Below are 20136 nucleotides of genomic sequence, written 5' to 3' on the forward strand. Positions count from 1 at the left end.
CGCGGCTAATCGTTGCGGTTATTCGCCGACGGGTGTGCTTTGGCGAACGTTTCAAGGATGTCGCGCACCACCTTACGCTGGGCAGCAGGGAGCCCCCGATAGAGTGACAACAGCTGGCGCTCTTCATTGGTCGAAGAAATGTCCCAGCTTGCGGGAGGCTCGCTGACGGTATAGGCACTGCTGTCGCCGTAGCGCAAGTGGTGCGGATCGACTAACAGCCAGCGGGCCAACACCTGGAGCTTATCCTGATTGGGGATTGAGTCACCGCGCAGCCAGCGCCTAACGGCCTGGAACGTGATTGGCTTTCCCCAGTAACGCAGGTTAAATTCCCGCTCAAGCACTGACGGTCGCGGTTCGTAACCGGCTGCTTCTAGCGCCGCTTTCAGACGCTCGGCGAACATGATTTTTTCATTCATGCCGCCAATGTGAAGCGATTGTTCAATAACAGTTGAATAACGGTTCACCTTTTGATTGAATCATTAATTCAATTTCGAGCTTTCGCTTAGCCGTTGCGGGTGAGTGGCTATGCTAAACGCTGAAGCGCGGCGCTTGAGGAGTCATTCAGGATGAGTGGCACACTATCTCCATCGGTGCAAAATATTGATCACCTGTGTCATAAGCTGACGCTACTCTGCAGCTCGGCAACGCCCCTTGAGCTTTTTGAACTGCTGACTAAAACGCTCAACGCGCTTACCCAGGGTCAACCAGTGGCACTGTATCATCGCTTAAACAAAGGCAACCTTCGTTTGGCCTACTGCTACCCGTTGGAAAGTACTCTGGCCTCTCATCACGCGCTGCTCGCTATTCGTTGTTACGACGACCTGGTGACCTCAGACCTGCAACTTTATGAGCTAAAGGGCGAGCATGAGGTGTGGGGATATATTGGGCACCCACCTGCGGTTCACGCTGGACCTGGCAAGTGGATCCAGCTACTCGTCGACATTGCATCCCAACGCTTACGCCTGTTAAAAGCAGAGCGTATGGCCGCTCGCCAATCAGGTTTAAAGTCTCGCCGCAGACTGCTTTCCAGGGATATTAAACGAATCGCATCGATTGATGATATTTTGCAGCATCATGGCGCCAGCTGGTGCGATATTTTCCAGGCCGAAGGCATAGCACTGGCTTACCAGGGTGATCTCCATTGTTTTGGCGAATGCCCCTCCAAGCACCAGCTCTTTCATCAGCTACAGCAGTTGAATCAGCAGAACCCCCATGACGACATCCGTGAGCTGAATGGCAGTTGCCAAGGCGGCCTGGCTGCCCCTCTTAGTGTCGCGAAGGCTTCCCTTGGCTGGTTGCTGCTGTTTCGCCAGCAGCCGCCCCTCCCTGCGCTAGAGGCCGATACAACGTTCCAAGACGCCTTAAGCTATTGGATGCCTCTTGAAGCCTCCATGATCATCGAGCTGGCTGACGATATAGCAGTGGCTATAACGGCCCAGGAGGTCGTTCACCTCAACCGTCAGTTAACCAAGACAAATCAACGCCTTGAGGGTCTGGCACACACCGATCCCTTAACAAAATGCTGGAACCGCTACTACACCGAGCTGGTGATTGAGGATTTGATCCATTCGTCTGTCAGTTTCGCCATGTTGATGTTTGATATCGATGATTTTAAAAAAATTAACGATACCTATGGCCATGCAATCGGTGATGATATCTTGTGTGATATCGCGCAGTTAGTGCAGGAGACGCTGAGAGCTGATGACCTCCTTGGCCGCTGGGGAGGCGAAGAGTTCGTCATCATATCCAAGGAGCAGGACCAAGACGCCAGCTTGAAGCTGGCTAACCGGCTCTGCCGCAGCGTGGAGCAACACACCTTCCCCATCGCCGACCAGCTAACGGTGAGTATCGGTCTAACCCTTTTACAGCCCGGCGACCAGCCTCGTCAGCTATTTGAGCGGGCAGATCAAGGCATGTATCTGGCCAAAATGGCGGGTAAAAACCAAGTCTTTGTCTGCTAAAAATCCAGTAACACCTTAGTTCTTTAGAGGCGATGCCCATGCAGCAATTATTACTGATTGGTGCGGGCCATGCCCACGCCTTTGTACTCGAAGCCTTTGCCCTCCAGCCGGAACCCAACATCGCGATTACCGTGGTGAGCGATAGTCCGTTAGCGGCTTACTCAGGCAGCGTGCCCGCATGGCTGGCGGGAGAGTGCACGCTGCGCGAGACGCAAATCGACGTGGCTGCGTTATGCCAACGGGCCAACGCTCGATTGATTCTTTCCCCAGCTAAAACTATTAACACGCTACTACGTCATGTGGCGCTGGAGAATGGCGAGCAGGTTGATTTTGATGTGGTCTCCTTCAATATCGGCTCGACCCTGACGCTCCCCCAGCAGCACGGAGAACAACTCCCCAAGCTACTCGCCATGCGCCCATTAAGCAGCTTGCACCAGCGCTGGCAGGCACTGCAAAACGAGATTAGCCATTTACCTGACGGCGGCACCCAACGGGTGATGGGCGTTGGCGGAGGCGCCGCAGGCTGTGAAACGCTAATGAGCGTACTGGCCCAGTTGCGCCAACAGCGCCCGGATATTGAGTGGCAGGGGCATTTGCTCAGCGCTGCTAACGAACTGCTGCCGGATGCCGGGCGCTTACCCCGCTGGCTAATAAAGCGTGCGCTTTCCAAAGCAGGTATTTCTGTTCACTTTGAGCAACGCGGAGACACACTGATTGAAGGCGGCGTCGCAACCCAGGATGATAAACGCCTTGATGCGGATATCGTGCTGTGGGCCACCGGCGCGGTTGGCCATTCTTGGCTTGAGGACACCGCGCTGCCGTTGGATAAACATGGTTTTATCCGCGTAGAAAACACGCTGGAAGTCACGGGCCAGCCGAGTGTTTTTGCCGTTGGCGACTGTGCAGGGTTTACCCCTGCGCTGCCCAACGCGGGGGTTTACGCGGTCCGTATGGGGCCACACTTGGCAAACAACCTACGCCGCGCCTGCCTAGGTGAGCCACTAGCCCCCTGGCAGCCACCCAAGCGCGTATTGGCACTGATTGGCACCGGCGACGGCCGCGCCATTGCCAGCCGCGGCGCCCTTGGCCTTTCAGGCAAGTGGGTATGGGAATGGAAAAAGCGCATTGATGCGCGCTTTATTGCCCGCTTCAATCCGCCTTTTGAGGACTGACTGACCGTTAGTTTCCTTCGCGCCAACCGCCTAATACCCGACTGTCTGGGCCAAAAAAGACCAACCGGTCATGGTCAATCAAGTAACGATAGGCGCTCTCCAGCATATCCGTAACCCGTTGGGCATCAGCCAATTGCGGGCACGCCATCCGCGTGGTCGCCAGCTCGCCAAACTCAATACGCTGGTTCTCGCCCAGAGTGACTTGCCCGGTAAAGCGGTTACAGCCGTCATGACCGCTAACCTTGCCGTCCTTGGAAATCTGGAAAAAAGGTGTTTCCGGCATGGAGAGCCGCTCATCGGTACCCATCAACAGCAGGTTCCAACGCTGATCGACGATAGCCCCAGAAAGCGAGGAGCCACTTGAGCCGTCTTGCGGTACCGAACTTGGTCCAGGCGCACTGCTACACGCACTTAACAGCAGTGCAGCCGAGGCTAGCAGTGGCAGTAAACGCCAACCTTTCATGGTCATGGTGATCTTTCCCTTGTTTAACGATTACCGGCTAGTTCTTAGCAAAAAGTTCTTCACAACAGTTCTTAACAACGGTTCTTAACAATAGTTTTTAAAAAAAGTTTTAACAACAAGCGCTTACCAGCTACCGCTGTTTTCCATTGAGGCCCAGGGCTCTTGCGATGCCAGGGCGTCGCCCTTCTGCAGCAGTTCAACAGAGATGCCATCCGGCGATTTCACAAACGCCATATGGCCATCACGGGGCGGGCGATTAATTGTTACGCCGTTGTCTTGAAGATGCTGGCAAAGCGCATAAATGTCGTCCACCCGGTAAGCTAGGTGGCCAAAATTACGCCCGCCAGTGTACTCTTCAGGATCCCAGTTATAGGTCAGTTCTAATTCTGGTGCGGTCAGCCGCTCCGAGCGCGGCTCATCTGCTGGCGCGGCCAGGAATACCAGCGTAAAGCGCCCTTTCTCATTCTCTTTACGGCGCACTTCTTTAAGCCCCAGCAAATCGCAGTAAAAACGCAGCGAAGCATCTAGGTCACTGACACGCACCATGGTATGTAGATATTGCATATCGACTCCTGAGAAAAAAACACCCTAGTCATACTTTACAAAAACGTGACAGCGGAAATAAATCGCTGCAACGCTGTATAATTAAATCATACCCTTTATCTTAGCTGGGTTTACCCGTCGGAGAAACCTGTGGATTCAGTCACTCAAGCCGCGCTTGGCGCAGCCATTGGCGGTGCCGTATTGGGCAAGCGCTTAGGGCGCAAGGCCATCCTAATCGGCGCCGTACTGGGCACCCTGCCCGATCTTGATGTAGCGTTGGACTATGGCGATGCTGTAGCCAATGTCACCGAGCATCGCGGCTTTAGCCATTCGCTTTTTGTACTCACCGGGTTAGCTACCCTATTGGCGCTGCTGTGCACGCGATTTGCTCCCGCAAAAGATATCAGCCTGCCCCGCTGGTGGAGCTTCTTTACGCTAATACTGATCACCCATCCACTGCTCGACGCGCTCACCACGTACGGCACTCAACTGCTTTGGCCGCTTGATCTGTCCCCAGCGGCATGGCCGATTATTTTTATAATCGACCCGCTCTACACCCTTCCGTTACTGATTGCGATTGGGGTTGCACTGGTATCACAGCGAGTAATGAAGGCGTGCGCTTGGGGATTAGCGGTTACTTGTGTTTACCTCGTGATGGCCGCTGGGGCTAAGTTAACGGTGGAACAGCGTCTTGTCCCGGCTCTGGCGGAGCAGGGGCTGGAGGAAGCTCCTCTGCTGCTACAGCCAACGCCGTTTAACATTGTGCTATGGCGTGCCACGGTCATGGGTGAGGATCGTTATTATGAAAGTCTGGTGAGTGTGTTTGACAGCGACCAGCAACCGCGTCTTGAGCCGCTGGTGAGTAACCCTGAACTAGCGGAGTATGCCCTGGCCAGCCAGCAAGGGCAGCGTTTAGCGTGGTTCACAGGGCCTTTCCTGCGCTATGAGACACGGCTTCTGGACGGAAAAGAGACGCTGATCGCCACCGATATTCGGCTCGGCTTCCCTGGTTTCCATCCGTTTAGCTTTACCCTGGCAACGCTTGAAAGTGATCGCTGGCACCCGCTGGCGGTGAGCGAACAAGTGGAGAGTACCCGCGGTATTCAGTTGGAAACACTATCACGACTTGCCGCTCGCGCCACTGGCAACACCTCAGCCCTTTGCGCCAGCGACTTTGTGCCGCCAGAGTGGCGGGCCGAGCGTATTGTCTATCGTTGCTGAGCTAGCGCTTTATGAGATTCGGCTAGGGGGCAATACCCTGGCCGCAGCCACTATATTGCTCGCCGCCATAGGTTAGCGTAACGCGGGCGGGGAAAGGCTTGCCGCTCATGTTGTCAAAGCAGGCACCGGCTTCAATGCGCACGCGGAAAAAAGGCTCCACGTCAGCGTTTTCAATCACAACCCGACCTGCCTCATTGTCCATCACGCTAACCATATAGGGCAGTTGTAGACGCTCTTCCCCATAGTTCGTCTCCATCGTCAGCGTGGGCGTATCATTCGCTAACGCAACCGTCCAGCCAGGCTCATTACCCTGGCCAAAAAACATCACACCGGGCTTCTCGGTTCGAGTTAAGGCATCACGCTGCTCAGCCTGCAAACACTTCAGCTGCCCCCGCGGCGTTTCCACTAGCGCCTTGTCACCCCGGTTCCAGAAGCTAATCTCACCGTCTTGATAGCGCGCGCCGCTGGCCACGATCGCCTGAGGGAGCCGCCATGCGCCGTGCAGCGACCATAGGCGTAGGTCGTTGGCATTGGTCGCGGTCACTAAGTTCTGTTGTGCAGGCTCACATTGCCAAGCGGTAAATTGTGAGGCTGAGCCGGGAAATAGCGCTGAGGGCAGAAAAGGCGCCCGGTTATCCAGCGCTGCTTGGTTAGCGGCGTCAGTTTCTTTAGAGGCTATCGTTTCTGCAGAGGGGGTTGCGGCACAGCCCCCGAGCACCACCATCACACCGGCAGCGGCGATGGCACCACCCCATATTTTTAACGTATTCATACATCGTGCTCCCTGTAAAAATGCTGCTATTGCCTACTGAGCAACTTACCCACGTTTGAACGCCTGCAGGTCATGCGTATCAATACTCTCGACCTGCGGGGGTAACGCCAGCTCTTCGCGTTTGATTTTAACCTGCATTTTTTCCGCTAGCCGTTCGGCGTCGTCGTCGGTGGTGCGCCCGTTAAGCTCCGCCAACTGTGCCATGCCCTGGTGATAAAAAGTGAGTAGATCGAGCGCCGTGCGGTTGTTCTCTTCCACCGCTTTACGCAGTTGCGAAAGGTAGCCGCTGACCTGCGACAGGTGATGTTTGAGCTGCCAGACATAGCGAACCTCCGTCATCCATGGGCGCTCGCGCAGCACGGCAAATAACGCACTGGTGGCCAATAACCCAAGCAGCACGCCGAGGGCGTTGAGCCATAGGCTACTGCCAAAGGTGGAGGTAAGGAGCATTGAGAAGAGGAGGCCAAAAATAATCAGTTGCCCCGCCATGGCAAAGCTGATCATTCGGGCTTTGCGGCGGTAGGTCTCGGGATCGTGATGTTCTAGGGTAAATACCATGGCCAGCCTCATTATCGCTGCAAACGCCCTATGATACGGGGCTGTCCATAGCAAACAAGTAATAGCGTTAGTAAGTCACTTAAGCCAAGCGCTCTGCCGCTGTTTTGAGCAGATGTTCGGTGGTTTCCCAGCCGACGCAGGCATCGGTAACCGATACGCCATAGCGCAGGGCATTCGGTTTGAGCGGCTGCTTGCCTTCAAACAGATGGCTTTCCAGCATCAGCGCGACCAGATTGGCTTCGCCCGCCTGACGCTGCGCCAACACATCTAGCATCACTTCACTCTGGCGGCGGTGATCTTTGCGCGCATTGGCATGGCTGCAATCCACCATTAGCCGTGGGTTTTGCCCGGCATTACGCAGCGCAGTGGTTGCCGCGCGTACGTGTTGGGCCTGATAGTTAGGCTCGCCGTGACCACCGCGTAGCACCACGTGGGTGTGCGGATTACCCGCGGTTTGCTGAACGACCGGATGACCGTGAGCATCCACTGCAAAACGCTGGTGCGGATGGGCCGCCGCACTCATGGCATCGATAGCCACTTGTACATCGCCGCTGGTGGCATTCTTGAAGCCTACTGCCGCCGACAAATCACTGGCCAGCTCACGGTGCAACTGCGACTCGGTGGTACGTGCGCCAATCGCCACCCAGCTTAGTAAGTCGTCTACATAGGACGCTAACATTGGTTGTAAAAGCTCGGTGGCCACCGGCAGGCCGCGGGCGGCTACCGCATGCATGAGTTCACGAGAGAGCGCCAAACCGCGGGGCATATCACCACTGCCATCCAAGCCTGGGTCATAGGCCAGCCCTTTCCAGCCCACTGTGGTGCGCGGCTTTTCAACGTAGACGCGCATGACCGGTAAAATACGTTCACTGACCTCTTCACTTAGCGCAGCCAGGCGGTCGGCGTACTCCAGCGCTGCATCGGGGTCATGCACGGAACAGGGGCCGACCACCACAAGGAGACGGTCATCCTGACCACTCAAAATTTGCTGTACGGCGTGGCGCTGGCGGGCAATTTGCGCGCTCAGTGAGTCGCTAAGCGACACACGCTGACGAAGTTCAGCGGGCGTAGGCAGTTTCTGTGAGGTAGAGACGGCTGCCGTGGTATGCGGCAAGTTGACGTGGGCAGTGTTGACAGCAGGGCTACTTGCAACAGGGCTGATAGGCGCATTCATGATTAACTCTCCGTAAGCGTATGACATCGTTTAATTAGGTGACCACCCAATTGCACACGGTCGGAGGTGGCAGCTAGCACCGACCGCGCGTCGCTAAATCGCCAGCTATAGCCATAACCCACAAAATAGGTAGCGAAAACGTTAGTCAGTGCGCGATAAATCATGATGCTGCTCCTTGATGAAATAATAATGAATAACGGTCGAAAATCACTCAGTCTATAAATCGCGGGGGCCCAAAAACGCCAAAAGCCCCGGCGGGGTTACCGACCGGGGCTTCTGTGCTTACGGCAGGCAACCGGATGGTGTGCCTGTTGGCGCGACGTTAGGCGTCGGCCAGGGGCACACCGTGGCTAAACCAATACCCATAAAACGCAAAGCCGCCAGCCAATTCTGGCTGCGGGATCACTTTATGTAGGTTGGTTAGTCGATGCATGCCCATATTCCGTTAGATTCTGTTAGTTTCGCTGGCAATCGCTAGCCCAAGTAAATCGTCTGATACGGCAGCCGCCATGGCGTTGTGTTTTATCCTGCCTGCAAGTGCTGCAAATGGCAACACTCAACCACTAAAAGCTTGTACCCAACCAATGGTCGCGGGCAGCGCACTCATGCTAACCAATACAACCACGCCTAGAAAGATGGCCAGGAAACCAGAATCGTCTTTAAAGTTTTCGTCGTGATGGGCCATGTTAGCCTCCTTTTTTATCAACACTATATCAGGGGGAAGTAGCCAAACTCTGAGGCCATATTAAGTAGATCGCGGTGCGTAGGCAAACACATCCGAAAACACTCGCTCTAGTTTAGTGCCTTTTGCATCCAGCGCATCCAGGCAGGCATAGACCATGTTGGGCGACCCCGAGATATACACATCGTGGGTGTCTGGCGTGATATCGGCGCTTTTTAATACTTGGTCAACACGCCCCAGGTGATGGGTGATCCGCTCTCCGGCCGCCAACGGCTCTTCTAAAGGTGATTCGGTCACCGCATGAAAGCAGACGTTAGCATGGGTTTGCGCCCAGTGGCTGGCCAGTTGCTCTAAATAGAGATCGCGGTGCTCACGGGCCGCCCACCAGAGCGAAATCTCTCGCTCTGGCTGTTCGTGCAGCACCGCTTCAATGATGGCTTTCATCTGCGAAAACCCCGTACCTGCAGCAATCAGCAGTAGCGGCCTTTCACTCTCGCTATCAAGCACACACTCACCGCCGGGCAGACGCAGTGTAAGCTGGTTGGCGACCTGTAACAGTTCACGCAGCCGCGCTGAGTTATCACGCTCCGGCCAGTGCTGAATATGCAGCTCGATAACGCCATTGCTGCGATCTACACTGGCGATCGAAAACGGCACCCAGGTTGTATCGTCCAGCTTAAGCTCTAAATATTGCCCCGGCGCATGCTGCATGGCTTCGGGGCGCCCGGCTAGCGTCACACCAAACACGTCGGGGTTTAAGTTCTCAACCTCGGTGACTTGGCACGTCAACGTCCTTGCACTCATGAAAGCCTCTTTTAACAAATTTGGTCAGCGATACGCTGCATGATCCACTACTGAATTAACCGGATCAAAGGCGAGAAGGCGGTAGCTCAAGGCCAATTCCCAGCGCTTCCCAACGCTCATCCACCCGCGCTTTAACGGCATCGTCCATCACAATTGGGGTGCCCCATTCGCGGTCGGTTTCGCCTGGCCACTTATTGGTGGCATCTAGGCCCATTTTCGAGCCTAGCCCTGAGACCGGCGAAGCGAAATCGAGATAATCAATCGGGGTATTTTCGACCATCACGGTATCCCGCGCGGGATCCATCCGGGTGGTAATCGCCCAGATCACGTCTTCCCAATTGCGCGCGTCCACGTCGTCATCCAGCACAATCACAAACTTGGTGTACATAAACTGGCGCAGGAAGCTCCACACCCCCATCATCACGCGCTTGGCGTGTCCGGGGTATTGCTTCTTCATGGTGACCACCGCCATGCGGTAAGAACAGCCTTCCGGCGGCAGGTAGAAGTCGACAATTTCGGGGAACTGCTTGCACAGAATAGGCACAAATACTTCGTTGAGCGCCACGCCCAAAATCGCCGGTTCATCCGGCGGACGCCCGGTATAGGTCGAGTGATAAATCGCATCACGGCGCATGGTCATCCGCGTGATGGTAAATACCGGAAAGTGGTCGACCTCGTTGTAGTAACCGGTGTGATCGCCAAAGGGGCCTTCCGCCGCCATATCATCCGGGTAGATAAAGCCTTCGAGGATAATCTCGCTGGACGCGGGTACATCCAGATCCGCATGACCGCACTTGACCAACTCGGTACGTGAGCCGCGTAGCAAGCCTGCAAAGGCGTACTCGGAGAGCGAATCTGGTACGGGCGTCACGGCACCTAAGATCGTCGCCGGGTCGGCGCCGAGCGCTACCGCAACGGGAAAAGGCTCGCCAGGGTGGGCTTTTTGAAACTCCAGAAAATCCAATGCTCCGCCACGATGGGAGAGCCAGCGCATAATCAGGCGATTTTTGCCGATTTTCTGCTGGCGATAGATACCCAAGTTTTGGCGCTTCTTGTTCGGCCCTTTGGTAATCACTAGTGGCCAGGTCACCAGAGGCCCCGCATCGCCCGGCCAGCAGTGCTGAATCGGCAGCAGGCCAAGGTCGACCTCATCGTCCTCATACACCACCTCTTGCACAGGCGCATGTTTGACGTTTTTCGGCCCCATGCTGAGCACTTGCTTGAAGATCGGTAGCTTGTCCCAGGCGTCTTTCAAGCCTTTGGGCGGGTCAGGCTCTTTGAGAAACGCCAACAGCTTACCCACTTCTCGTAGCGCTTCCACCGAGTCTTGACCCATGCCGAGCGCCACCCGTTTGGGGGTGCCAAACAGATTGCCCAATAGCGGCATGGAGTGGCCTTTGACGTTTTCAAACAGCAACGCCGGGCCACCGGCACGCAGAGTGCGATCGCAAATCTCGGTGATTTCCAGGTAAGGATCGACTTCGACGTGGATACGCTTGAGTTCACCCTGCGCTTCAAGCGCTGCGATGAACTCGCGCAAGTCTTTATACTTCAAGGCACGCTCCCTGGCTGGCGAATGCGCCGCGTTAGCGGCGCTTCATCGCTTCAAAGAACTCAAGATTGGTCTTGGTATCTTTCAGGCGATCGATCAGGAATTCAGTGGCAGCGGTGTCTTCCATCGGATTGAGCAGCTTACGCAGAATCCACATGCGCTGCATTTCCTCCTCGGAGGCCAGCAGGTCTTCACGCCGGGTACCACTGCGGCGAATGTTAATCGCCGGGAACACGCGCCGCTCAGCCAGCTTGCGGTCCAGATGGGCTTCCATGTTGCCGGTACCCTTGAACTCTTCGAAGATCACTTCGTCCATCTTGGAACCGGTGTCGACCAGCGCCGTGGCGATAATCGTCAGGCTGCCCCCCTCTTCGATGTTACGCGCCGCACCAAAGAAGCGTTTCGGCTTCTCAAGAGCGTGGGCATCGACACCACCGGTGAGTACTTTGCCGGAGCTAGGTACCACGGTGTTGTAGGCACGCGCCAGGCGGGTAATCGAGTCGAGTAGGATGACCACGTCTTTCTTGTGCTCAACCAAACGCTTGGCTTTCTCGATCACCATTTCGGCCACTTGCACGTGACGCGCAGGCGGCTCATCGAAGGTTGACGCTACGACTTCGCCACGCACGGTGCGCGACATTTCCGTCACTTCCTCAGGGCGCTCATCGATCAGCAGTACGATCAGGTGGCACTCTGGGTTGTTACGCGTGATGGAAGTCGCGATGTTTTGCAACATCAGCGTTTTACCCGCTTTGGGCGGCGATACCAGCAGACCACGTTGGCCTTTACCAATCGGCGCGGTCAGATCGATGATCCGGGCGGTCAGGTCTTCCGTGGAGCCGTTACCGATCTCCATACGCATACGATCGTCTGGGAACAGCGGCGTTAAGTTCTCAAACAGGATCTTGTGCTTGGCATTTTCCGGGCGGTCAAAGTTGATTTGACTGACCTTCAGCAGGGCGAAGTAGCGCTCACCCTCCTTCGGCGGACGGATTTTGCCGGAAATGGAGTCACCCTTGCGCAGATTGAAACGACGGATCTGCGAAGGCGATATATAGATATCGTCGGGACCGGCGAGATACGAGCTGTCAGCGCTGCGCAGGAAGCCGAAGCCATCCTGAAGAATTTCCAGCACACCGTCGCCATAGATATCCTCGCCACTTTTGGCGTGTTTCTTGAGGATGGCGAAAATGATGTCCTGCTTGCGCGAACGGGCCAAGTTATCAATACCCATTTCACGGGCGATATCGAGGAGCTCGGGAACGGTTTTTTGCTTGAGTTCAGTGAGATTCATCGGTGTGTTAGAAAGTTGCTCATGGAAGCTGGGCGCCAGGCGCCGGGAGTAAGACAGGAGGCGTGAAAGTGACGCCGTGTGATGCGTTCAGACCCCGGTAAAGACACGCGCTCGAAGGTGAAAGGAACGGTGTTGGACTTAACTAACAACCTTAGTACTTACAACATGAGTACTTGTCATCATTAAGACTCAACTCGAGGGTGCTAACAGTTGTTTAATCTGGTTCCCACAGGAGAGTGGGTGAACCAGTGGGCTATCTGACGACTTGGAATTCTGGCTGACGCTAACGGGACAAAAATAAGTAACGTCTGGGGCGACCAAGGTGCCGTACTTGAGCAACGCATGCAAGATTTTTTATCTGAACGGCAGTTATCTAAACGGCAGTCATCTCAACAGCGAAGCGCTTATGGACACACTAACTAACCAGGTCAGATCAGGCCAGTAGCTCGATGGTAGTCAAGCGCCGCGATAAACGCAAGCCTTTGGCAATTGACAATAGATAAAGGTCACCGCAACCTTGGCACAGCCAACACCAAGGAATGCTCATGCCCACGGATATTTCGCCCCCCATTGCCACCTCTGCCACTAAGGCAGACAGCGGTGCACCGCAGCGCTTCGCCGCTATAGACCTGGGCTCCAACAGCTTTCACCTACTGGTGGCCAACTACCAGCATGAACGTCTTCAGGTGGTGGCCCGCTTGGGTGAAAAGGTGCAGCTCGCCGCGGGTTTAGACGATGACGGCCTGCTCAGCGAAGAGGCAATACAGCGCGCGCTGGACTGCCTGGGCCGCTTTGCGCCGTTTTTAAGCGATATTACCAACGCCAATTTGCGTATTGTCGGCACTAACGCCCTGCGCGATGCCGATAATAGCCAGGCATTTATCGAGCGCGCCGAGGCGCAGCTAGGTCACGCCATCGAAATTATTGCCGGCCGCGAAGAAGCCCGGCTGATTTATTTAGGTGCTGCCCACGCCCTGGCCGAAAATGGCCGTCGCTTAATCGTCGATATTGGCGGCGGTTCGACCGAATTTATTATTGGCGAAGCCTTCGAGCCCAAAGCGCTGGAAAGCCTGCGCATGGGCTGCGTGACCTTTTCCCGACGCTTCTTCCCCGACGGTGAACTAAACGAAAAACGTATGCGCCGCGCTGAATTAGCCGCCCTTTCGGAGTTGGCCAATATTCAGCGCCCGTATCAACGCTTGGGTTGGGATGACCCGGTGGGTTCAAGCGGTACGATTAAAGCGGCTGCCAGCGTGCTAAATGCTTACGGCGATACGCCTAACGAAGGAGTTATCACCCGTAGCGGCTTGAATAAGCTGCGCGAGCGGCTGCTGAAGTGCAAACAGTTGGATAAAGTCGCGCTGGATGGCCTCAAAGCCGACCGGGCCAAAGTTTTCCCAGCGGGTATTGCCATCCTTGGGGCGATTTTTGAAGCCTTCGATTTGACTCAAATGCGCTATGCGGATGGCGCCCTGCGTGAAGGCGTGCTCTACGACATGGCCGGGCGTAACACAGCAGAAGATTCTCGCTCCAAGAGCCTGGAGTCGCTCAAACGCACCTACGATGTGGATACTCGCCAAGGGCTCAACGTTGCCGACACCGCCGAGCGCCTGTTTGACCAGGTGCACCAGGCGTGGTCGCTAAGCCCTGAGCAAGGCCGCTACTTGCAGTGGGCATGCCTGGTGCATGAAATCGGCCTGGCGATCTCCCACAGCCAGTTCCATCGCCACGGCGCCTACCTGCTGGAGCACTCTGACCTGGCCGGTTTTTCACGCCCTGAACAGCGCCAGCTGGCGTTTTTAGTGCGTGCCCACCGGCGCAAATTTCCGCTCAAGGAGTGGCAGGCCCTGCCCGAGGCGCAGCAAGCGTCTACCCAGAAGCTCGCCCGGCTGCTGCGTTTAGCCGTACTGCTCAACCATTCGCGCCCAGAAACCGCCCCGCTGTTACCCGAGATCAGCGCTGACAGCAATAGCCTGACAATTACCCTGCCTGCCAGCGATGAACCCACTCTGCTAAGCACCGACTTGGAGCAGGAGCAAGCGTTTATGGAAGCGGCAGGGTTTAAGCTGGTGATTAAACAAGCGAAGTCAGGCGGGTAAAGGTGGCCCCCTCGGCCTGCCAAAGCAGCTTGGCGGGGGGGCAAATGACGCCAATACATGTATCTGCCTGCATAACCACCACCAGCCGCTCGCGTTCCCAGGGCGGCATATCAGCCTCTTGCAACAGCCGCTTAAGATCACGCCGCCCTCGTTTAGGCAGTTGAATAACCTCGCCTCCCTGGCGCCAGGTTACCCTCAGCACGTGAGAGTGCGGTTGAGACGACGCCAGCAGCCAGCCTAACGGCCCAGCGGGCGTCTCCAGCGGCGTTTGACCATCCCAGCTAGCCTCCCAAGGTGGCAGCGGTTCAAGCGGTGCGATCAGATAGAGCCGCTGGCGCCACAGGCGCGCCTGGGCGCCCGGCCACTCAACGCATACTTCAGCATCGGCCTTCGCCGTCAGTTGATCCAACAGGCTCTCTAAGCGCTTCTGCGGCGGCGTAGGTAAGCCCTGCTGCTGACAGAGAGTGCGCACCAGCAGCCGCTGGCGCGCACGGGAGCGCTGCCTAAGCGCGCTCGCATCTACCTGCCCTTCACCGGTGGTAAGCGCTACTAACTCGGCTGCTAAATATTCGCTAAGCACAGCATCTGCTTCACTGGCGTGGGCTGCGCTATTCGCTAAAGCAACGTCGGCGGCGGGCCAGCGCTCGCGCAGTGCAGGTAATATCCGGTGACGCAGGCGATTACGATCAAAGCGAATATCCTGATTGGTGGGATCTTCGCACCAATTTAACTCAAGCAGACCCGCCGCAGCTTCAAGTTCCGCTCGACGCACGGAGAGCCATGGGCGCACCACGGTAATGCCTTGGGTCTCGCGCAGAAATGGCATGCCCGCCAGGCCACGCAGTCCGCTGCCGCGCAGGGCAGCAAGCAGAAAGGTTTCTGCTTGATCGTCCTGGTGCTGGGCCAGCCACAGCGTGTCACCAGCGGGAAGCGTTGCCTGAAATGCGCCATAGCGGGCGTTGCGGGCCGCGCCTTCAACGCCTTCGCCTTGGGCATCCACCGCCACATTAACCACCGTGAGCGGCACGTTCAATCGCGCGCAGAGGGTTTTACACTGCTCTTCGAATGCCCCTGCCGCCGCCTGCAGGCCGTGGTTAATATGAATGGCGCGCAGGGGGCGGTCTGCTTGTTGGCAAACCGTCGCGGCTAACGTAAGCAACAGGCTAGAATCGAGCCCACCGGAGAGAGCCACCCAAATAGAGCGCCCCGGCGGGGTTTCCGCCAGGGCGTTTTCAAGCACGCTTTGCAGTAAATTACGCGGCTGGGGCGCCATAGCTCATTAAACGCTTGTAGCGACGCTCTAGCAGCGCGTCGGTGTCCATCGCCTGCAGACGTTCCAGACTGGCGGTTAGCGCCTCCTTGACCCGTTCAGCGGTGGTCAGCGGGTGGCGGTGGGATCCACCGAGCGGCTCTTGAATGAGCGAGTCGACAAAGCCCAGCTCTTTCAGACGCTCGGCAGTAATGCCCATGGCTTGGGCGGCGTCAGAAGCCTTATCGGCACTCTTCCACAAAATTGAGGCGCAGCCTTCCGGCGAAATAACCGAGTAGGTGGAGTACTGCAGCATTTGCAGCTCGTCGCAGACGCCAATGGCCAGCGCGCCGCCGGAGCCACCTTCACCGACCACAGTGGAGATAATCGGCGTTTTCAGTCGCGACATAACGGCCAGGTTGTAGGCGATGGCCTCTGACTGGCCGCGCTCTTCGGCGTCGATGCCAGGGTAGGCGCCTGGGGTATCGATAAAGGTCAGCACCGGCATTTTAAAGCGCTCGGCCATTTCCATCAGACGGCAAGCTTTGCGGTAGCCCTCTGGGCGTGGCATGCCGAAGTTGCGGCGTACTTTCTCTTTTACATCGCGGCCTTTTTGATGGCCGATGACCATCACAGGGGCATCATTCAACCGCGCGATTCCGCCTACCAGCGCTGCATCATCGGCAAAGTTGCGATCACCGTGCAGCTCGTCAAAGTCGGTAAAGATGTGTTCGAGATAGTCCAGCGTGTAGGGGCGCTGGGGATGCCGTGAAATCTGCGAAACCTGCCAAGGAGTCAAATCTTTGAAGATCGATGCCGTCAGCTTGCGACTTTTCTCTTCCAGCCGAGCAATCTCGTCGGACAGGTTAACTTGGCTATCGGAGCTGACTAAGCGTAGCTCCTCAATTTTTGCCTGAAGTTCGGCAATCGGCTGTTCAAAATCGAGATAATTAGGATTCATCGGCGCTGCCTATAAAAAGTAGCCTGATCAAAGTAAGCATTGATAAGTAATAAAAGAATAAGCGCATTATCGCACCCTGACCCAGCCACGCAAGTTGACTACCTAACCTAGCGTCTTTTAACGATAACGGAGTTGCACCCCTGTCTGGCCCTGGACATCCCGCAGCGCCAGCAGTAAATCGTCGCTGGGGGCGACCTTCCACTCATCATCCAGCTCCAGCCACGCCACCGCCGCTGGGTGGCGGTACTGCAAGCGAACGGGCAAGCCCTCTTGATCGCGATAGGGCGTCAGGCTGTCGCGCAGGGTTTCAATTAAGCGACCATTGATCTGCCCTGCATCCAGCGCCAGCTCCACCGCCTGGCCATAGCGAATACGCGCCGTCACCATCGGCGTGACGTCTTTACCGCGCAGGCGCAGGCCACCGGAAAATTCATCGCTGGAGACTTCGCCCTCAACGATCAATACCTGATCGGCCTCTATCTGACCGCGCAGTTGCTCAAATAGCTCCCCAAACAGTGAGGCTTCAATACGTCCGGTGCGATCATCCAGGGTGATAAACGCCATGGTATCGCCGCGCTTTGACTTCATGGTGCGCACACCAACCACCAACCCCGCCACCCGCTGAGGGTCACGAGAAGGTTTTAAATCACTGATTCGGGTCGACACAAAGCGCTTTAACTCACGCTCGTACTCATCGATCGGATGACCGGTGAGATAGAGTCCCAGGGTATCTTTCTCTCCTGAGAGCCGTTCGCGGTCGGTCCATTCACGGGCGTTGATATACTCGGCGTAAACGTCGCTGTCGCCCTCTTCGGCCTCGGCGAACGCATCCCCAAACATATCCAGCATGCCGAGATTCTGATTGGTGTGGTTCTGCGCGGCGGCTTTTAGCGCGTCTTCCATGGCGGCAAACAGCACCGCCCGATTGGGGCCTATGGTATCCAGCGCGCCGGAGCGAATCAGCGCTTCCAGGGTGCGCTTATTCATCCGTTTGGGATCCATACGGCGGCAGAAGTCGAAGATATCCTTAAACGGGCCGTCTGACTCGCGGGCTTCCACAATGGCGCCAATGGGCCCTTCACCCACGCCACGAATTGCGCCCAGGCCGTAGACCACACGGGCATCGGTATCCACGGTGAACTTGTAGCCACCCACGTTGACATCCGGCGGCGTCACGGTGAGTTTGAGGTTGCGACACTCCTCAATCAGCGGTACCACTTTATCCAGATTGTCCATTTCCGTGGACATAACGGCAGCCATAAAAGGCCCCGGATAGTGGGCTTTTAGCCACGCAGTTTGGTAAGAAACCAGTGCGTAGGCGGCCGAGTGCGACTTGTTAAAGCCATAACCGGCGAATTTTTCCACCAAGTCGAAGATGTTACCGGCCAGGTCTTTATCGATGCCGTTGGCGGCACAGCCCTCCATAAAGCCGTCGCGCTGCTTGGCCATCTCTTCGGGCTTTTTCTTACCCATGGCCCGGCGTAGCATATCGGCCTGACCAAGGCTGTAGCCCGCCATGACCTGAGCGATCTGCATGACCTGCTCTTGGTAGAGAATAATACCGTAGGTGGGCGCCAAGACCGGCTTCAACAGCTCATGCTGGTAATCCGGGTGAGGATAAGAGACTTCGGCCCGGCCGTGCTTACGGTTGATAAAGTCGTCTACCATGCCCGACTGCAGCGGGCCGGGGCGGAACAGTGCCACCAGGGCGATCATATCGTCCAGGGAGTCGGGTAGCAGACGCTTGATCAGCTCCTTCATGCCGCGGGATTCGAGCTGGAATACCGCGGTGGTTTCGGCGCGCTTGAGCATCTCAAAGGTGGGCGCGTCGTCCAGCGGGATACTCTCGATTTTGAGCGGCCCCTGACCATTGACGCTGCGCACTTTATCGACCATCTCCAAAGCCCAGTCGATAATCGTCAGCGTCCGCAGGCCCAAAAAGTCAAACTTGACCAGCCCCGCCTCTTCAATATCGTTTTTGTCGAACTGAACCACCAGACCGGAGCCATCTTCATCGCAGAGCAGTGGCGAAAAGTCGGTCAGTTTGGTGGGGGCAATCACTACGCCACCGGCGTGCTTACCGGTACCGCGAGTGGTGCCCTCTAGCTTAAGCGCCATCTCCCAAATCTCTTCGGCTTCGTCGTCGTTGCCGATAAACTCTTTAAGCGCTGGCTCCTGCTCAATCGCCTTGGCCAGGGTCATGCCCACTTCAAAGGGAATCAGCTTGGAGAGCTTGTCACCCAACGAGTAAGGGCGCCCCTGGGCGCGAGCCACGTCACGCACCACGGCCTTGGCCGCCATGGTGCCAAAAGTGACAATCTGAGAAACCGCGTTACGCCCGTAGCGCTCGGCCACGTACTCAATGACTTTATCGCGTTTCTCCATGCAGAAATCGACGTCAAAGTCAGGCATTGAGACACGTTCAGGGTTCAAAAAGCGCTCGAACAGCAGGTCGTAACCAATCGGGTCTAAGTCAGTGATCTTCTGCGCGTAGGCTACCAGCGAACCGGCACCGGAGCCCCGCCCTGGGCCTACCGGCACGCGGTTGTCCTTGGCCCACTGGATAAAGTCCATCACGATCAGAAAGTAACCAGGGAAGCCCATCTGGATAATAACGTTGAGCTCGAACTCCAGCCGGTCGCGGTAACGCTGATCGATTGCCTGATACTCTTCGCTGTCGCGGGGGTAGCGCTCGGCGGGAAACAGAAAATCCAACCGCTCGGTTAAACCGTCGTGGGAAACCTTACGGAAGAACTCGTCCTGGGTCATACCTTCGGGAATGCCGAACTCGGGCAGGAAAATCTCGCCCAAGCGAACGTTAACGCTGCAGCGTTCGGCGATCATCACGCTGTTTTCCAGCGCTTCGGGAATATCCGAGAACAGCGCCGCCATCTCGTCAGGGCTTTTTAGATACTGCTCTTCGGTGTAGCGACGCTCACGGCGAGGGTCGTCCAGCGCTTTGCCTTCGCCGATAGCCACGCGGGTTTCGTGGGCCCAGTAATCGTCCCGCTCAAGAAAGCGCACGTCATTGGTCGCCACCACAGGGGTGCCTGTTTCAATGGCCAGCTTGACGCTGGCGTGAACGCAGGCTTCTTCCAGTGGTCGTCCGGTGCGAATCAGCTCCAGATAAAAGCGCTCGGGAAACGCCGCCTGCCACTCTTGCAGCAGCAACCGTGCGTCCTCTTCATGGTCAGACAACAGGTGGCGGCCAATCTCACCCTCCCGTGCGCCGGAAAGCGCAATCAAGCCCTCGCTCTGTTCCAGCACCCACTGTTTATCAAGAATCGCGCGCCCCTGGCGCTGACCGTGGGTCCAGCCCTTGGAAATCAGCTCGGTCAGGTTGCGATAGCCCACGTCGTTCATCGCCAGCAGCGTTAGCCGATAGGGGTGCGACTCGTCATGGTGATTGTGCAGCCATAAATCGCTGCCAATAATCGGCTTCAACCCCGCACCCTGGGCGGCTTTGTAGAACTTCACCAGGCCGAACAGGTTGGCTTCGTCGGTCAAGGCCAGCGCTGGCATCGCCCGTTCAGCCGTGGTGCTGACCAGCGATTTTAGCTTCACTAAGCCATCGACCAGGGAGTATTCACTGTGCAAACGTAAATGAACGAACGGAACCGTCATGGGACTC

Annotated in this window: 17 protein-coding genes; 4 read left to right on the plus strand and 13 right to left on the minus strand. The window is 56.5% G+C overall.

All coding sequences use genetic code 11. The features are described from left to right. Positions 1 to 5: 5 nt before the first annotated feature. Positions 6 to 401: a transcriptional regulator gene (locus ACT3UM_RS18315; protein WP_498901187.1), complete on the minus strand. Its 396-nt coding sequence runs from the start codon at positions 399 to 401 to the stop codon at positions 6 to 8. A 165-nt stretch (positions 402 to 566) separates the two neighbouring features. On the opposite strand from ACT3UM_RS18315, the gene ACT3UM_RS18320 reads away from it, so the two are divergent. Both ACT3UM_RS18320 and ACT3UM_RS18325 read left to right on the plus strand, forming a co-directional pair. Continuing rightward, positions 567 to 1961, plus strand: coding sequence for a GGDEF domain-containing protein (locus ACT3UM_RS18320; protein WP_498901189.1), 1395 nt, complete (start codon positions 567 to 569; stop codon positions 1959 to 1961). A gap of 32 nt (positions 1962 to 1993) precedes the next feature. Further along, complete coding sequence (locus ACT3UM_RS18325; protein WP_498901191.1) at positions 1994 to 3133, plus strand: FAD-dependent oxidoreductase; 1140 nt, start codon at positions 1994 to 1996, stop codon at positions 3131 to 3133. A 7-nt stretch (positions 3134 to 3140) separates the two neighbouring features. Here ACT3UM_RS18325 and ACT3UM_RS18330 read toward each other — a convergent pair whose 3' ends face one another. Next, complete coding sequence (locus tag ACT3UM_RS18330) at positions 3141 to 3602, minus strand: META domain-containing protein (protein ID WP_498901193.1); 462 nt, start codon at positions 3600 to 3602, stop codon at positions 3141 to 3143. Between the two features lie 117 nt (positions 3603 to 3719). Continuing rightward, positions 3720 to 4160, minus strand: a complete 441-nt coding sequence (gene gloA, locus ACT3UM_RS18335; protein ID WP_498901195.1) for a lactoylglutathione lyase — start codon at positions 4158 to 4160, stop codon at positions 3720 to 3722. 129 nt (positions 4161 to 4289) lie between these two features. On the opposite strand from gloA, the gene ACT3UM_RS18340 reads away from it, so the two are divergent. Then, positions 4290 to 5360 carry a metal-dependent hydrolase gene (locus ACT3UM_RS18340; RefSeq protein WP_498901197.1) on the plus strand — a complete coding sequence of 357 codons (1071 nt, stop codon included), beginning with the start codon at positions 4290 to 4292 and terminating at the stop codon, positions 5358 to 5360. A gap of 22 nt (positions 5361 to 5382) precedes the next feature. Here the strand turns inward: ACT3UM_RS18340 and ACT3UM_RS18345 are convergent, their stop codons facing one another. The 7 genes from ACT3UM_RS18345 to rho form a co-directional block, all read right to left on the minus strand. Beyond that, positions 5383 to 6132 (minus strand): MliC family protein, encoded by a 750-nt coding sequence (locus ACT3UM_RS18345; protein ID WP_498901199.1) that lies wholly within the window; start codon positions 6130 to 6132, stop codon positions 5383 to 5385. Positions 6133 to 6177: 45 nt separating this feature from the next. Next, a complete protein-coding gene (locus ACT3UM_RS18350; protein WP_498901201.1) occupies positions 6178 to 6690 on the minus strand; it encodes a DUF3087 family protein in 513 nt (170 codons plus the stop codon). 79 nt (positions 6691 to 6769) lie between these two features. After that, the gene (locus ACT3UM_RS18355) at positions 6770 to 7864 is read right to left on the minus strand and encodes a 3-deoxy-7-phosphoheptulonate synthase (protein WP_498901203.1); all 1095 of its coding nucleotides are present in this window, start codon (positions 7862 to 7864) and stop codon (positions 6770 to 6772) included. 556 nt (positions 7865 to 8420) lie between these two features. Then, complete coding sequence (locus tag ACT3UM_RS18360) at positions 8421 to 8549, minus strand: hypothetical protein (protein ID WP_386082077.1); 129 nt, start codon at positions 8547 to 8549, stop codon at positions 8421 to 8423. Between the two features lie 60 nt (positions 8550 to 8609). Beyond that, on the minus strand, positions 8610 to 9350 hold the full coding sequence (locus ACT3UM_RS18365) for an NAD(P)H-flavin reductase (RefSeq protein WP_498901206.1): 741 nt from the start codon (positions 9348 to 9350) through the stop codon (positions 8610 to 8612). A gap of 64 nt (positions 9351 to 9414) precedes the next feature. After that, positions 9415 to 10905, minus strand: a complete 1491-nt coding sequence (ubiD, locus tag ACT3UM_RS18370; protein WP_498901208.1) for a 4-hydroxy-3-polyprenylbenzoate decarboxylase — start codon at positions 10903 to 10905, stop codon at positions 9415 to 9417. A 31-nt stretch (positions 10906 to 10936) separates the two neighbouring features. Then, entirely contained in the window at positions 10937 to 12196 is a 1260-nt protein-coding gene (gene rho / locus ACT3UM_RS18375) for a transcription termination factor Rho (RefSeq protein WP_008959860.1), read from the minus strand. A 545-nt stretch (positions 12197 to 12741) separates the two neighbouring features. Between rho and ppx the strand changes: the two genes are divergently transcribed. Continuing rightward, entirely contained in the window at positions 12742 to 14295 is a 1554-nt protein-coding gene (gene ppx, locus ACT3UM_RS18380; protein WP_498901210.1) for an exopolyphosphatase, read from the plus strand. On the opposite strand, the gene tilS is transcribed toward ppx, so the two are convergent. The 3 genes from tilS to dnaE form a co-directional block, all read right to left on the minus strand. Continuing rightward, positions 14270 to 15568, minus strand: a complete 1299-nt coding sequence (gene tilS, locus ACT3UM_RS18385) for a tRNA lysidine(34) synthetase TilS (RefSeq protein ID WP_498901212.1) — start codon at positions 15566 to 15568, stop codon at positions 14270 to 14272. The genes ppx and tilS overlap by 26 nt on opposite strands. Then, entirely contained in the window at positions 15549 to 16505 is a 957-nt protein-coding gene (accA, locus tag ACT3UM_RS18390) for an acetyl-CoA carboxylase carboxyl transferase subunit alpha (protein WP_498901214.1), read from the minus strand. Before accA ends, tilS begins: the two co-directional genes overlap by 20 nt. Before the next feature lie 117 nt (positions 16506 to 16622). Then, positions 16623 to 20129 carry a DNA polymerase III subunit alpha gene (dnaE, locus tag ACT3UM_RS18395; protein WP_498901216.1) on the minus strand — a complete coding sequence of 1169 codons (3507 nt, stop codon included), beginning with the start codon at positions 20127 to 20129 and terminating at the stop codon, positions 16623 to 16625. Positions 20130 to 20136 lie beyond the last annotated feature (7 nt).

It is taken from the genome of Halomonas sp. AOP13-D3-9, from assembly GCF_052379125.1.
GTDB lineage: Bacteria > Pseudomonadota > Gammaproteobacteria > Pseudomonadales > Halomonadaceae > Vreelandella.